Raw genomic sequence first — 14,521 nt, 5'->3', positions numbered from 1 at the left:
TGGCCGGTTCGACGCCGGGCACCCCGCCCATCAGCGCGCCGCGCCCGCCGTGAGTGCGCATCAGGTGATAGGCACCGACCTGGGCCGACAGCCGGCCGGCGACTTCGCTCATCGGGGCCAGTAGCGGCAACGAGCCGTCGGCGGCCTGCACGGTCTCGTAGGCGATCGATGTGGTGGCCGAAGCCAATAGTGCTTCGGTGCAGGCCTGAGAGGCAGCCAAGTGCAGGTAGGTGAACAACGTCTGCCCGCGCCGCAGCCGGGCGTATTCGATCGGTGTCGGTTCCTTGACCTTGAGCAACAGCTCGGCCTCGGCCCACACGTCGTCCGCCGTGGCGATCAGTTGCGCACCCGCGGCCTTGAAATCGCCGTCGGTGAGTGCTGAACCCTCTCCGGCACCGGCCTGGACCAACACCTCGTGACCGCGGCGGGTTAATTCGGTGACGCCGGACGGCGTGATCGCCACTCGGAACTCGTTGTTTTTGGTCTCGGCGGGAATTCCGACGCGCATATCTCAATTGTGAAGAAAGTTCGACGATCATTCAAAGCAGACGAAGACACATCTGTAGAATTAGGGGATGACCGTAGAAACAACGGAAAGTGGCGTAACCGCCGGGGTGGCATCGAAGGATCTTCGGCCGGCCGTCCTTGACCAGACGGACCGCAGAATTTTGAGCCTGCTGCACGCCGACGCCCGCATCACCAACAGTGCGCTGGCGGCCGAACTCGATATCGCCGCGTCGACCTGTCACGGACGCGTTCGCAGGTTGGTGGATCTGGGCGTCATCCGCGGCTTTTACGCAGACATCGACCCAGTCGCGGTGGGATTGCCGCTGCAGGCGATGATCTCGGTCAGCCTGCAGTCCCACGCCCGCGGCAAGATTCGCGATTTCATTAAGCAGATCCGGCGCAAACCCCAGGTGATGGACGTGTACTTTCTTGCCGGGTCCGACGATTTCATCCTGCACGTAGCCGCGCGTGACACCGAGGACCTGCGCTCATTCGTCGTCGAAAACCTCAACGCCGACGCCGACGTGGCGGGCACTCAGACGTCGCTGATCTTCGAGCACCTGCGCGGCGCGGCTCCGATCTAAAATGCCCGCTGACCTGGGCCGCTGCCTAGGGGATTCCCGATACCGGGGGTACCGGGTATGCTGCTGAGCGAACGCAACTTAGACATTAGGCTCGATTTGTAAAGCGGCTTGAAGGCAGGGATGCATCGTGTTCACCGTCAACGACGACGCCGTCGGTCCGCATCAATCACGTCGGGGGACGCCGACCGATCACGAAAGACTGGTCCTCGAGGCGCGCGACGTCGAGTTCGACTGGGCCAAGCTGCCGTTCCACTACGTGCCGGGTGAGCCGTTCACCACCCACGTCTTCAATGTCCTGCACCTGCTGCTGCCCGCGGGCGAAGAGTTCTTCGTCGACGTGTTCAAAAAGGCCCTGCCGCTGATCAAGGACGACCAATTGCGGCTTGACGTACAGGGATTCATCGGCCAGGAGGCAATGCATTCCCAAGCACACTCCGGTGTGCTGGATTACTTCGCGGCCAACAACGTCGATGTGACACCGTATACCGACCAAATCGACTGGCTCTTCGCAAAGCTGATCGGTGACCGACCCGGCTGGAGTCTGCGACGACGACGCAGCTGGTTGCTCGAGCAGGTGGCGATCGTGGCCGCCGTCGAGCATTACACCGCGATCCTGGGCGAGTGGATTTTGGATACTCCGCAGCATGACGCGATCGGCACCGACCCGGTGATGCTGGACATGCTTCGCTGGCACGGGGCCGAGGAAGTCGAGCACAAGGCCGTCGCATTCGACGTGATGAAGCACCTACGGGCCGGGTACTGGCGGCAGGTGCGTACCCAGTTGGTGGTCACGCCGATGATGCTGCTGATGTGGGTGCGCGGGGTTCGGTTCATGTACTCGGTGGACCGGCAACTGACGCTGGGAACCAAAGCGCGCTGGCGGGATTACTTCAACGCCGCGCGACGTGGCCTGGTGCCAGGGCCGCTGCGGTTCATCCGGGTTATCGGCGCGTACTACAAGCCGAATTTCCATCCGTCACAGCTGGGCGGCGTCGAACGGGCAGTCGACTACCTTGCCATCTCGCCCGCGGCGCGCGCCTCCCATTGAGCCGAGAGAAATCGATGACCCGCGCAGAAGTGACCGCGTCCGACGGCGTCACGCTGGCCGTACACGCCTACACCGAGATCGACCGGCAGCGGCCGACCGTATTGGCGATTCATGGCTATCCGGACAACTACCACCTGTGGGACGCCGTTGCCGCCCACCTCGAAGGCCGTTACAACTTCGTGGCGTACGACGTGCGTGGCGCCGGCGAATCGGAGCGCCCGTCGGCCCGGTCGGGTTACCGCTTCCCCCAACTGATCTCGGATGTCGGTTCGGTGATCGACAGCTTGGGCGTTGGCCAGGTGCACTTGCTGGCCCACGATTGGGGCTCGATCCAGGGCTGGGCCGCAGTGACCGACGACGCGGTGATGAGCAAGATCGCGTCGTTCACGTCGATCTCGGGGCCGCATTTGAACTACGCGGGCAAGTTCTTGCGGTCAGCGCGCAGTCCGCGCGGCGTCTTTGACGTGGTCAGGCAGTTCATGGCGTCGGGATACATCTGGTTCTTTCTGTGCCCCGGCCTGCCAGAATTGATGATTCGGTCCGGGTTAGGCGTCAAAGTGATTGAAGCATTTGGGCGTATCGGCAACACCAGCACCCGGACCCAGGACGCTGCGCCAGTACGGTCAACGGGCGACTACGTCAACGGTCTCAACCTGTACCGGGCCAACATGCCCGGGCCGTTTCTGGCCCCCGGCGCGCAACTGCCCCAGACCAACGTCCCGGTCCAGCAGTTGGTGCCTCGGATGGACCTCTTCGTTACCCCCGCGCTGCAGCGGTTCACCGGCTCAATCCCGCCCCGCAGCAGAGTCGTTCCGATCGAAGGCGGCCATTGGGTAGTGACCTCGCGTCCCGACGTCATCGCCCGGCTGGCCAGCGAATGGATTGATCACGTCGTCAGTGGCGCAGCCGCGCCCAGCGCATCTGTGGTGGGCACCGGGCGCCGCGACGTGCGCGGCAAGCTCGCCTTGGTGACCGGGGCGGGCGCCGGGATAGGCCGGGCCACCGCGATCGAACTGGCCCGCAAAGGTGCCCGAACCGTGCTGATTGTTGACCGCGATCTGGCCGCGGCGAAGGAGACCGCGGCCGCGGTTGAAGATGCCGGCGGCGAAGCCGCGGTTTATCAGGCCGACGTCGGGGATGACACAGCGATGAATACGCTTGCCGCACAAGTCAACGACGAGCACGGCGTGGTGGACATCCTGGTGAACAACGCCGGCATCGGGATGGCGGGCCGGTTCCTCGAGACGACGCCTGCGCATTGGGACAACATCTTGGCGGTGAACCTGCGCGGCGTGCTCAACGGAAGCCGCGCGTTCGGCACGCAGATGGTCGAGCGTGGTCAGGGCGGAACCATCATCAACGTGTCGTCTGCCGCGGCATTCCTGCCGTCAAAGTCGATGATCGCCTACGGCACAACAAAGGCGGCGGTACTGGCGTTCAGCGAATCACTGCGCGCCGATCTGGCCGATGAAGGCATCACGGTCACGGCGGTGTGCCCCGGGTTCGTCAACACGAATATCGCCAAAAGCACCGTCTACGCTGGGATGTCGGCCGACCAGCAGGAGCGCGCCCGTAACAAGGCCGACGCCGCGTACCGTCGTCGCAATTACACACCGGAGGCCACCGCCAAGGCGATCGTCAAGGCCGTCAGAACGGGCCCACCCGTACTACCGATCGCCGCCGAATCCCGGGTTGGCTACGCGCTGCGCCGCATCAGTCCCTCGCTGGTCCGGCTGTTCGCGCGCTACGACCTACGGCAGAGGTAAGGCTGTTGTGACGCAATCGATCTGGGCCAGTCGGCCCACCGACATCTACGGTCGCCGCAAGCGAGATCGTCTCTACACGGCGTTGTGGGGTCTTGGCGCGGTGCTGGGCGGGTTCGCGTCAGCGACTCGGTGGAAACCGTCGCGGGTGGTACCGGTGGGACGGACGCACACCGCCGTCGTCAGCCAACGGGAGCTCGTCGCACCGGATGTGGTCGCGTTGACGCTGACCGACCCGGACGGCGGATTGCTTCCGTCGTGGACGCCGGGCGGGCACATCGACGTCCAGCTGCCGTCGGGCCGTCGGCGCCAATACTCGCTGTGCGGTCCGCCCGGACGCCGGACCGACTACCGCATCGCGATACGCCGGATCGCTGACGGCGGCGGCGGTTCGATCGAGATGCACGATGCATTCGAGGTCGGCGACTCGCTGGTCTTCGAAGGTCCGCGCAACGCGTTCTATCTCGGCGGCCACGAGCACGATGTGTTGTTCGTCATCGGCGGAATCGGCGTGACACCCATTCTGCCGATGATCCGCGCGGCGCAGCAGCGCGGAATCGATTGGCGCGCAGTCTATGCCGGCAGTAGCCGGGAATACATGCCGCTGCTCGATGAGGTGGTGTCGGTGGACCCCGACCGGGTCACGGTATGGGCCGACGACGAGCGGGGGCGATTCGCCACCGCCGACGAATTGCTGGTCGACGCCGGGCCGAAGACTGCGGTTTACGTGTGTGGGCCGACGCCGATGCTGGAGTCGGTGCGCATCGCCCGCGACGCGCACGCCAACGCGCCGCTGCACTATGAGCGATTCAGTCCGGCACCTGTGGTCGATGGCATCACGTTTCAATTGGAACTTGCGCGATCTCAGCGGGTGCTCGACGTTGCTGCCAATCGCTCGGCGCTCGACGTCATGCTCGATGAGGACCCGACGACGGCATATTCCTGCCGACAAGGGTTTTGCGGCACGTGCAAGGTCAAGGTCCTTGCCGGGCAGGTCGACCGCCGCGGCCGCACGGCAGAGGCCGATGACGAGATGCTGGTGTGCGTATCCCGTGCGGCCGGCGGTCGTGTGGTGATCGACGCCTGAGGATGCGTTCTGCGTCGCGAGACGCCGCAATCAGGCTAGGCCGTGTTGCAACCGTGTCCTTCGATGGTCCAGTCGGACTCGGCTCCACTCATCGCGTCGGCATCGGCTGCCGCCAGCGTGTCCCCGTGACCGCCGGCGTAGCCAGCGTTGTTTGTGGGGTCGGGGTCGGTGGCCAGGCTCACGCAGTGGTTGGAGTAGGCCACCACCTTGCAGCTGTTGTCCTTGGCTTGCGCGTTACAGGCCGACACGGCGTCATTTTGGGCTTCGAGTTGGCTAGGCGCGTTGTACTCCAACCGGGCTTTGCCAGTTGTCGTCGAGTAGGCGATTGCCGCCCAGGTGTCTCCGCTGGGTGCAGCATTGGCTGGCGGCGCGATCAGCAACCCTGCTGCTGGCAGTAGCGCAGCCGTGATTATGGCTTTGAGCATGTTGGGGCTCCTTCCTGAACCATCCAACCTATTAAGCACCTGAGAACCTCCTGAGGGAGGGTTTTTCGACAATCCGGTGGCAGACAACTTCCTTTTTCACGACGACGTAGTGCGCTGACGAGCGCTTCTTCGCGTTTTCACAGCGACGGTGTCGCGGCGACTGGGCTGCTTTGTGTCTGGACCCGCTATATCGGGCCGCAATCGCCGGGCCCCAGCGGATAACGCGTTTCAACGCAACGGATCTCGCGGAGCGCGTCGAGGTCAGGGCGCTATGCCGAAGCACGTTCAAGACGCCGCGTAGCAAATCATAGAAACAGCGTGAACAGCAACAAGGGTAATATGGCAAACTTATCGCCGTGCCCGCGCGCCCGGCCAACTACGCGCCGTTTGCTGACCGACCGAATATGCCGGTCTCCCGGCGCTGTCGTCGCTGCCGCCTCCGGCGTTGCCGGGGCGGAGCATCCCGTCGGCGCCAGTCGTTGAGGATCGGAAGCGCACGAACCGGGGTCTGCGAGAGCCCGGGCTAGGCTACAAGTCATGCGGGTAGCAGTGTTGGGATCGAAGGGGAAAGTCGGCGCGACGATGGTCCAGGCGGTGCAGGACGCCGAGGACTTGACCTTGTCCGCCGAGGTCGACGCCGGAGACTCACTGAGCCTGTTGACCGACAACAAAACCGAAATCGTCATCGACTTCACCCATCCTGATGTCGTGATGGACAACCTGAAGTTCCTGATCGACAACGGGATTCACGCTGTCGTCGGAACCACCGGCTTCACCGACGAACGGCTGCACCAGGTGCGGGCGTGGCTGGCCGCCAAACCGGGCGTCTCGGTGCTGGTCGCGCCCAACTTTGCGATCGGGGCGGTGCTGTCCATGCATTTCGCTAAGCAGGCTGCGCCCTTCTACGAGTCGGTCGAGGTCATCGAACTGCATCATCCGCACAAGGCGGACGCGCCATCGGGAACCGCGGCCCGCACGGCCGCACTGATCGCCGAGGCGCGAAAAGAGCTGCCGCCCAACCCAGATGCCACCACCACGAGCTTGCCGGGCGCCCGGGGCGCCGATGTCGACGGTGTCCCGGTGCACTCGGTCCGGCTGGCCGGGCTGGTGGCGCATCAGGAAGTGTTGTTCGGCACCGCGGGGGAGACCCTGACAATCCGCCACGACAGCATGGACCGCGCCTCGTTCGTGCCCGGCGTGCTGTTGGCGGTACGCCAGGTCGCCGAACACCCGGGGCTGACAGTAGGAATTGAATCGCTGCTGAACCTGTAATGACCGGGGCGCGGCGCAATGTGCGCATCCAGCTGATGATCGCGTTCATGTGCGCGGCGCTGCTGGTGTATCTCGGGTTGCTCGGCCGGACGGCCATCCTGATGATCGCCTCCGGGCGTGCCGTCGCAGTCGTTTTGGGTCTGGCGCTGTTGATCTTGCCGGCCATCGGGCTCTGGGCGATGATCGCCACTTTGCGCGCTGGCTTCGCCCATCAGAAGCTGGCCCGGCTGGTCGCCGAAGAGGGGATGGAGCTCGACGTGAGTGCGTTGCCGCGACGGGCGTCCGGGCGAATCGAGCGCGAGGCCGCCGACGCCCTGTTCGACACGGTCCGTAGCGAGTTGGACAGCGACCCGCACGACTGGCGGCGCTGGTATCGACTGGCGCGCGCCTACGACTACGCCGGGGATCGCGGCCGCGCGCGGGAAGCCATGAAGAAAGCCTTGGAGTTACACCGAGAAATGCAGGATCGCGAATGAGCAAGACGCTGTTGATAATTCACCATACGCCGTCACCGTACATGCAAGAGATGTTCGAGTCGGCGGTGTCCGGGGCAACCGATCCCGACATCGAGGGTGTGCAGGTCGTGCGGCGACCGGCGCTGGCGGTCACCCCGACCGACGTGCTGGAGGCCAACGGCTACCTACTCGGGTCCCCGGCCAATCTCGGGTACATGAGCGGCGCCCTCAAACATGCCTTCGACGTTTGTTACTACCCATGCCTGGACGCCACTCGTGGACGACCGTTTGGCCTGTACCTGCACGGCAACGAGGGCACCGAGGGCGCCGAGCGCGGCGTCGACTCGATCACGACCGGCCTGGGGTGGGTGAAAGCCGCTGAGTACGTGGTGGTCTCGGGCAAGCCGGGCAAGGCCGAGCTCGAGGCGTGCTGGGAGCTCGGTGCGACGGTCGCGGCTCAGCTCATGGATTGAGTTGGCCCGCTACGGGTCGATGTGCGTTGGTGGGTTGCTCAAAGCGGGGTCGCCACCGGGCGGATCGTTTACGCTCATCGTGTTGCACTCGGTCACGGCGGGATTCAGCGGCCCGCCCGGGTAGGACGTCAGGCAGCGCTCCCACATCCCGTCGGCGTCGACGGGGCTGTCGCACATCTGCGCAAGTGGATCCGGCCCCGGGTCCAGGCACCCCGCGCTGGCCGGGGGTGCCGTGGCGGTCAGCCCGCCTGCCATCAGCACGGCGGCCAGTCCGCCGATGGTGAAATACCGCATACGCCTCTCCTTTTCTCGAAGGGTCGCCGGCTCAATCGTCTATGTGCGTCGGCGCTGATTCAATCAGCCCTCCGGCGATGAGTACCGCGGCCAGTGCCTGCGAAGATGTATTGCTTAATGGCCCGCTCCCTTTCATCGCGACTGGCAATGAACCTACTGGTTGGCCGGGCCCCGTTTGCTGGGTTTGCCGGAAGTTTGCTGAGCCGCCGAGCCATGGTCACACAAACCGCAGCAACTGACGATGTGAGGCATTGCTGAGGGCCAGCCGATCATGGAGCGAGTGGGCGCGCTGCCCAAGCAGTATTCGGCGCGATTTACTACCCGAGCCTCGACCATTGGGCGGCCCCGCCATACGGTTTATGGGTGCACGGCGACAATGGCACGGTGGGACGCTGGCTGCGGCGCTGATGGAGGACCGGACGTGACGCACATGCCAGATGGCCCGGCTTCTCCTCAGGCCGCGTCGCGGCCCGCATCGTCGCCGTGCGAGGTGACCGAGATTCCACGCGGTGCTAACCCATTCCCGACGACGGGTATCTCCCGTGACGCCGATGGCATCCCGCGTTACGACAACCTACCGGCCACGCTGCTCGACATGCTTGCCGAACACGTCGCCAAAAGGCCCGATAGCGAGGCGGTCATTGAACTCGGCGTCCAACGCTTGACTTACCAACAGTTATGGGATGCCGCCGCACGAGTGGCCGGCGGTTTGCGGGCGGGCGGTCTGCAACCGGGTGAGCGCGTCGCGGTGCGACACCCGGCGGGCATCAACTGGGTGCTGGCGTTCTGGGGCACGATCATGGCTGGCGGCGTGGCGGTGCCGGTGAACACCCGATCGGCCGAACCAGAGGTCGCGTTCGTGTTGTCCGATGCCGGCGCGCGAGTGGATTTGGCCGGCGACACTCCGCTGCCCGACGGCGACCCCTATGTGGCGCGCGGGCTCGATGCCGCCGACGCCGCCGCGATCTTTTACACCTCTGGCACCACCGGCCGGCCCAAAGGCGTTCCAACCACCCACGAGGCGTTCCTCACCAACGCCGAGAACATGCTGCGCTGCGTGGGTCTCGAGCGTGACATCGCTGAGGACTTCCGCACCCTGATCTCAGTCCCGCTGTTCCATGTCACCGGCTGCAACTCGCAACTGCTGACAGCCGCCTACGTGGGCGGGACGTCTGTGATCATGCCCGCGCTGGATCTCACACAATTGATCAAGACACTGGCCGACGAGCGGATCTCATCCATGGTGACCGTCCCCGCGGTTTACGCATTGTTGTTGCGGCACAGCGACTTCGGTGATGCCGACGTATCGGCTGTGCGCTGGGTCGGGTATGGCGGCGCGCCAATCGCGCCGTCGTTGGTCAAGGCCGTGCAGAGTGCCTTCCCGCAGGCCGCCGTGTTCAACGGCTACGGCATGACCGAAACGGCGTCGCTGATGACGGTGCTGCCAAACTCCGACACTGTCGAACACGCCGACTCGGTCGGTTACGCCGTGCCTTCGGTGGATCTCGGCGTTGTCGCCTACGGCGACGAGCCGGGCGTCGGCGAGTTGGTGACGCGGGGGGCCAACGTGACCGCCGGCTACTGGAATCGGCCGGAAGCGACGGCCACCACGATCATCGACGGCTGGCTGCACACCGGGGACGTCGTTCGTGTCGACAACGTGGGCCGGGTGCACATCGTCGATCGACTCAAGGACATCATTAACCGCGGTGGTGAAAATGTGTCCAGCGTCGAAGTCGAAGCAGTGCTGCTGTCGGCGCCCGGTGTTGCCGACGCCTGCGTGCTGGCGGTGCCCGACGAGGTGATGGGGGAGAAGGTGGGCGCAGTGCTGTTCGGCGGGCATACGGAGGTTGATGTGGACGCGGTGCTGGACTACTGCCGCGGACAGCTCGCCGACTTCAAAATCCCGCAATACGTCACGGTTGCGCCCGAAGCACTGCCGCGCAACGCGGGCGGCAAGCTGCTCAAGGGCCAGCTGCGTGAGCATGTTCAATGGGGCCAGGCGCTGCGATGAACCTGCTAGTCGCCAACCGCGGTGAGATTGCCCTCCGAATCATCAGAACCGCAACGGAATTGGGATACGGCACGATCGCCGTCTATGCCGAAGATGACGCCGACAGCCCGCACGTGAACGCGGCCGACGAAGCGATCGGCCTGCCCGGCGCCGGCCCTGGCGCATATCTGGATCACGCCACGATCCTGGCGGCAGCCAAAAAATCCGGCGCTGAGCTGATTCATCCCGGCTACGGGTTCCTCAGCGAGCAGGCGGAATTCGCGCGCGCTTGCGCGACGGCAGGCTACACATTCGTCGGGCCGGACGCCGCCGCGCTCGAACTGTTCGGTAACAAGTCGTCGGCCCGTCGCGCCGCGGTCGCCGCCGGGGTGCCGGTGCTTCCGGCCACCGACGGCCCCAGCAGCGTCGAGGAGATTCGCGCCTTCTTGGCCGACCACCACGACGGGATCGTGATCAAAGCGCTCGCCGGTGGCGGTGGCCGCGGCATGCGAATAGTCCGCGGCGCCGACCAAGTTGACGATGCCTACCGGCAATGCGCCGCCGAAGCCCAGCTCGGCTTCGGTGACCCGGCTCTGTTTGCCGAGGCGCATCTGGCCAACGCGCGGCATATCGAGGTCCAGATTGTGGCAATGCCGTCTCGTGCCCTGGCACTTGGCGACCGTGACTGCAGCATTCAGCGGCGTTACCAGAAGCTAGTCGAAATCGCTCCGGCACAGGGTATTTCCACAGCGCTGCGCCGTGACCTACACCGGGCCGCTGCTCAGCTGTGCGCGCAGGTCGACTATCGCGGAATCGCGACGGTCGAGTTTCTGGTTGCGGGTGACCAGTTCGTCTTTCTCGAAGTCAATCCGCGGATCCAGGTGGAGCACACCGTCACCGAAGAGGTCACCGGGATCGACCTGGTCGCGATGCAGCTACGAATCGCCAGCGGTGCATCATTCCACCAGTTGAGATTGCCGGCCGGGATCGTCGCCGACGGCAAGGAAGTCGTCGGTGCGCCCGCCGCGGTGCGCGGTATCGCGATCCAGACGCGGGTCAATATGGAGACGCTTGCACCTGACGGGTCGGTCATTCCGACGGCGGGTACCCTCACGGTGTTTTCGCCGCCGAGTGGGCCCGGTGTGCGCGTCGACACCTTCGGGCGTCCCGGACTGACGCCGAGTCCGCGTTACGACTCGTTGCTGGCCAAAGTGATTACCCGGGTTCGCGGTTCTTCGTTCTCCGGGGCGCTGCGCAAGGCGCAGACGGCTCTGGCGGAATTCGGGATCGAGGGGATCCGCACCAATATCGGGTTCTTACAAGAAATCTTGTCGCACAGTCAAACCCACACCGGCCCGGTCACCACAGGCTTCGTCGACGAAAACCTGTCCGCCCTTGTCGGTGCCGCGCAGTCCCGGCGTCGTGAGTCTCGAATCGCGCCGCTCGAACTGTATCCGGGTGAGGAAGTGCTGCGCGCACAGCTGGCCGGCACCGTTGTGGAGGTAGCACCGGAAGGCGCCGAGTTTGCGGCCGGCGCTCAGTTGGTCATGCTCGAGGCGATGAAGATGCAGCATGTGCTGACCGCGCCCGACGCGGTGTGCACAGTGCGGACTCTGGTGGCGCCGGGGCAAGTCGTCGGGACCGGAGACCCGTTGGTGGTGTTCACCCGTACCGGGGCGGGCGCGCAAGCCGAGGGCGTCACCGACGTCGACCTGGATCGGCCGCGCGCTGATCTGGACGAGGTCCGCCGCCGCCACCTGCTCACTCTCGACGAGGGCCGTCAAGCGGCAATTAATAAGCGGCACAAGCAAAACCGGCGCACTGCCCGAGAGAACATCGCCGACCTGGTCGATCCGGGCAGCTTCGTCGAGTACGGTGCGCTGACGCTGGCGGCGCAGCGCAGCAGGCGTTCCGAAGACGACCTGATCGCCAACACTCCGGCCGATGGCCTGGTGGCCGGGGTGGCGACCATCGGCGGCGCCGAGACCGCGGTGCTGTCCTACGACTACACCGTGCTCGCCGGCACACAAGGCATGCGCAACCACGCAAAAACCGATCGGGTCTTCGACCTGGCTGCGCGTAGGAAGCTGCCCGTGGTGCTGTTCGCCGAAGGCGGCGGTGGCCGACCGGGTGACACCGACCTGGCCAACATCGCCGGTCTGGATGTGCCGACGTTCCGCACACTGGGCGCACTCAGCGGCCGAGTGCCGTTGGTGTCAATCGTCTCCGGGCGTTGCTTTGCGGGCAATGCCGCCCTGGCCGGCACGTGCGACGTGATCATCGCTACCCCCGACGCCAACATCGGCATGGGCGGTCCGGCCATGATCGAAGGCGGCGGGCTCGGCGAGTACCGGCCGGAGGACATCGGGCCCATCGACGTACAGCGGCGCAACGGGGTTGTCGGGTTGGTGGCGCGCGACGAGGCGCACGCGGTGTCGCTGGCCAAGCAGTACCTGTCGTATTTCCACGGCAACATCGACAACTGGGAAGCGCCCGATCCGCGACGGGCGCGACATGTCGTCCCGGAGAACCGGTTACGGGCCTACGACGTGCGCCATGCGATCGAATCAGTGGTGGACGTCGGGGCGGTCCTGGAGCTGCGGCCCGACTACGGAGTCGGAGTGGTCACCGCGCTGGTACGCGTCGAAGGCGTGCCGTTCGGTTTGCTGGCCAACAGCAGTCATCATCTCGGCGGGGCCATTGATGCCGAGGCCGCGGACAAGATCGCCGACTTCCTCACGTTGTGCGAATCGTTTGGCCTGCCGATCATTTCGTTGTGTGACACACCGGGCTTCATGGTCGGTCCGGATGCCGAGGTGCATGCGGCAGTCCGGCGGTTCAGCCGATTGTTCATCGTCGGTGCTCGCCTGACAGTTCCATTCGGGATGATCATCCTGCGTAAGGGTTACGGGCTGGGGGCGATGGCCATGGCCGGCGGTTCGTTCCATGCTCCGGAGTTCACGGTCGCCTGGCCGACCGGGGAGATCGGCGGGATGGGCCTGGAAGGTGCTGTGCGACTGGGATTCAGCAAGGAGCTGGCTGCCGTCACCGATCCGATCGAACGGCAGACCCTGTTCGACAAATTGGTCGAGGCTGCCTACCAGCACGGCAAGGCGCTGACGTCGTCCACTACTTTCGAGCTCGACGACGTGATCGACCCGGCCGACTCCCGTTCGTGGATCACGAGGCTGGCACGGTAGTTGCGCATCATGGCTCTATCCCGCGCTTGCGGAGGGGTCGATGTTCTGGTTGAGGTGAAAGAAATTACCGGGGTCGTATCGTCGCTTCAGTTCGACGAGCCGTTCGTAATTTACGCCATAGGCCTGCCGAACGCGGTCGTGGTCATCGGCGGATAGGTAGTTCGTGTAGCAGCGGTTCGCCATGTGCGGTGCGAGCGCCTCGAAGGTCGCGCGTGCCCACTCGATGCACGTGTCGGTGTCAGATGGGTCGATCCATTGGGAGATGAGCAGCAGGTTGTGCCCACGTTCGCGATGTGGGTAGGCGGTGCTGGTCGGGTCAATCCGGGTTGCTGCGCCGTGGAAATCCTCGATGATTAGCGCGCACAAGTCAGTTGGGGCCCGTTCGAACGCCTCGACGAGAGTTGCGATCGCCGCGTCGGTGAGCTCGGTGAAGAACGCGGACTTCCAATAGTTGAGCGTTCCCGGGTTGAAGAGCCAGTCGACGCCGGTGTTCGTGACCTGGTACGGCACCCGTTGAATCATGTCTGCGGCGGGGGCGCCAAACCCGCGGAGTGCGCGGACGTCAGTCTCGGCCTGGTCGTGGTCCTGTCCGCAGTGGCAGATCGCGACCGCGCAGAGCTTCGTGCCGGAGCCATCGGGCGCGGGCAGGAAGGCGGCCTGGGTCCCGAGCTCGTCAGGCAACTCGGCGCAGAAGTCGCGATAAAACGAGAGCAGCGAGGGCGCGGCGTCGAGGACATGCAGCACTGGTCCGCTGAGAACGCTTTTCACCGGGTGCGCGCGCAGCTCGAAAGACGTGACTATGCCGAAGTTGCCGCCGCCGCCGCGGATCGCCCAGAACAGATCTGGGTTGTCCTCGTCGCTGGCAGTCACCACCTCGCCGGAGGCGAGCACAATCTCTGCAGCGAGGAGGTTGTCGGCCGCTATGCCGTAGCGTCCCATCAGCCAGCCCTGGCCGCCTCCGAGTATGAGGCCGGCGATTCCCGTGCTCGACACCACACCGGTCGGGGTCGCGAGACCGAATACACCGGTCGTACGGTCCAGCTCTCGGATCGTGACGCCGCCCTGTGCGCGGACGGTGGGTTGGAGGGGATCGACGTGGATCGCTTTCATCAGCGAAAGGTCAGTCATCACTCCGCCTTCGGTGACCGACTTGCCGGCGACGTTGTGGCCGCCGCCGCGAACGGATACCTCAAGCCCGGCATCCCGTGCTGTATTGACCGCGTCAATCACGTCGGCGGTGTTCAAGCACCGCGCGATCAATGCGGGCCTCTTGTCGATCAGGCCGTTGTGAATCCCGCGCGCGACATCGTAGTCCTGGTCCTCTGGGGTCAAGATCTGCCCGGAAAACCTCTCTGCTAGGGACGTGACGTACGCACTCGTCGTCATATCGGCGGACGCTACACCCGGTCCGTTGTAATTG

Annotated in this window: 13 protein-coding genes; 9 read left to right on the top strand and 4 right to left on the bottom strand. The window is 65.0% G+C overall.

What is annotated here, in order from left to right; genetic code table 11:
* A partial coding sequence (locus tag WB785_RS03035; RefSeq protein WP_424077219.1) for an alanine dehydrogenase occupies positions 1 to 508 on the bottom strand: 508 nt, incomplete at its 3' end.
* Positions 509 to 575: 67 nt separating this feature from the next.
* On the opposite strand from WB785_RS03035, the gene WB785_RS03030 reads away from it, so the two are divergent.
* The 4 genes from WB785_RS03030 (at position 576) to WB785_RS03015 (ending at position 4,989) form a co-directional block, all read left to right on the top strand.
* Positions 576 to 1,091: an Lrp/AsnC family transcriptional regulator gene (locus WB785_RS03030; RefSeq protein ID WP_424077218.1), complete on the top strand. Its 516-nt coding sequence runs from the start codon at positions 576 to 578 to the stop codon at positions 1,089 to 1,091.
* A gap of 127 nt (positions 1,092 to 1,218) precedes the next feature.
* Positions 1,219 to 2,139 carry a metal-dependent hydrolase gene (locus WB785_RS03025; protein ID WP_424077217.1) on the top strand — a complete coding sequence of 307 codons (921 nt, stop codon included), beginning with the start codon at positions 1,219 to 1,221 and terminating at the stop codon, positions 2,137 to 2,139.
* Between the two features lie 14 nt (positions 2,140 to 2,153).
* Positions 2,154 to 3,905, top strand: a complete 1,752-nt coding sequence (locus WB785_RS03020) for an SDR family oxidoreductase (RefSeq protein ID WP_424077216.1) — start codon at positions 2,154 to 2,156, stop codon at positions 3,903 to 3,905.
* A gap of 7 nt (positions 3,906 to 3,912) precedes the next feature.
* Positions 3,913 to 4,989: a PDR/VanB family oxidoreductase gene (locus tag WB785_RS03015; RefSeq protein ID WP_424077215.1), complete on the top strand. Its 1,077-nt coding sequence runs from the start codon at positions 3,913 to 3,915 to the stop codon at positions 4,987 to 4,989.
* Positions 4,990 to 5,024: 35 nt separating this feature from the next.
* Here WB785_RS03015 and WB785_RS03010 read toward each other — a convergent pair whose 3' ends face one another.
* The gene (locus WB785_RS03010) at positions 5,025 to 5,414 is read right to left on the bottom strand and encodes a DUF4189 domain-containing protein (RefSeq protein ID WP_424077214.1); all 390 of its coding nucleotides are present in this window, start codon (positions 5,412 to 5,414) and stop codon (positions 5,025 to 5,027) included.
* Positions 5,415 to 5,951: 537 nt separating this feature from the next.
* On the opposite strand from WB785_RS03010, the gene dapB reads away from it, so the two are divergent.
* From dapB to WB785_RS02995, 3 genes are read left to right on the top strand one after another with little or no spacing between them, the layout of a single operon-like run.
* Complete coding sequence (dapB, locus tag WB785_RS03005) at positions 5,952 to 6,686, top strand: 4-hydroxy-tetrahydrodipicolinate reductase (RefSeq protein WP_424077213.1); 735 nt, start codon at positions 5,952 to 5,954, stop codon at positions 6,684 to 6,686.
* Positions 6,686 to 7,162: a hypothetical protein gene (locus tag WB785_RS03000; RefSeq protein WP_424077212.1), complete on the top strand. Its 477-nt coding sequence runs from the start codon at positions 6,686 to 6,688 to the stop codon at positions 7,160 to 7,162. The genes dapB and WB785_RS03000 overlap by 1 nt, the downstream gene beginning before the upstream one ends.
* Positions 7,159 to 7,614, top strand: a complete 456-nt coding sequence (locus tag WB785_RS02995) for a flavodoxin family protein (protein ID WP_424077211.1) — start codon at positions 7,159 to 7,161, stop codon at positions 7,612 to 7,614. Before WB785_RS03000 ends, WB785_RS02995 begins: the two co-directional genes overlap by 4 nt.
* Positions 7,615 to 7,623: 9 nt before the next feature.
* Here WB785_RS02995 and WB785_RS02990 read toward each other — a convergent pair whose 3' ends face one another.
* Positions 7,624 to 7,908 (bottom strand): CDGP domain-containing protein, encoded by a 285-nt coding sequence (locus WB785_RS02990; RefSeq protein ID WP_424077210.1) that lies wholly within the window; start codon positions 7,906 to 7,908, stop codon positions 7,624 to 7,626.
* Positions 7,909 to 8,398: 490 nt separating this feature from the next.
* Here WB785_RS02990 and WB785_RS02985 point away from each other — a divergent pair, with 490 nt between their 5' ends.
* Positions 8,399 to 9,922, top strand: a complete 1,524-nt coding sequence (locus WB785_RS02985; RefSeq protein ID WP_424077220.1) for a class I adenylate-forming enzyme family protein — start codon at positions 8,399 to 8,401, stop codon at positions 9,920 to 9,922.
* The gene (locus WB785_RS02980; RefSeq protein ID WP_424077209.1) at positions 9,919 to 13,101 is read left to right on the top strand and encodes a carboxyl transferase domain-containing protein; all 3,183 of its coding nucleotides are present in this window, start codon (positions 9,919 to 9,921) and stop codon (positions 13,099 to 13,101) included. Before WB785_RS02985 ends, WB785_RS02980 begins: the two co-directional genes overlap by 4 nt.
* Positions 13,102 to 13,116: 15 nt before the next feature.
* Here WB785_RS02980 and WB785_RS02975 read toward each other — a convergent pair whose 3' ends face one another.
* Positions 13,117 to 14,487, bottom strand: coding sequence for an FAD-binding oxidoreductase (locus WB785_RS02975; RefSeq protein WP_424077208.1), 1,371 nt, complete (start codon positions 14,485 to 14,487; stop codon positions 13,117 to 13,119).
* Between the last annotated feature and the right edge of the window lie 34 nt (positions 14,488 to 14,521).

Origin of the sequence: Mycobacterium sp. (assembly GCF_049585075.1) — a bacterium.
GTDB lineage: Bacteria > Actinomycetota > Actinomycetes > Mycobacteriales > Mycobacteriaceae > Mycobacterium.
Note: the sequence above shows the minus strand (reverse complement) of the source record. Positions and strands in the feature narration are given on the sequence as shown.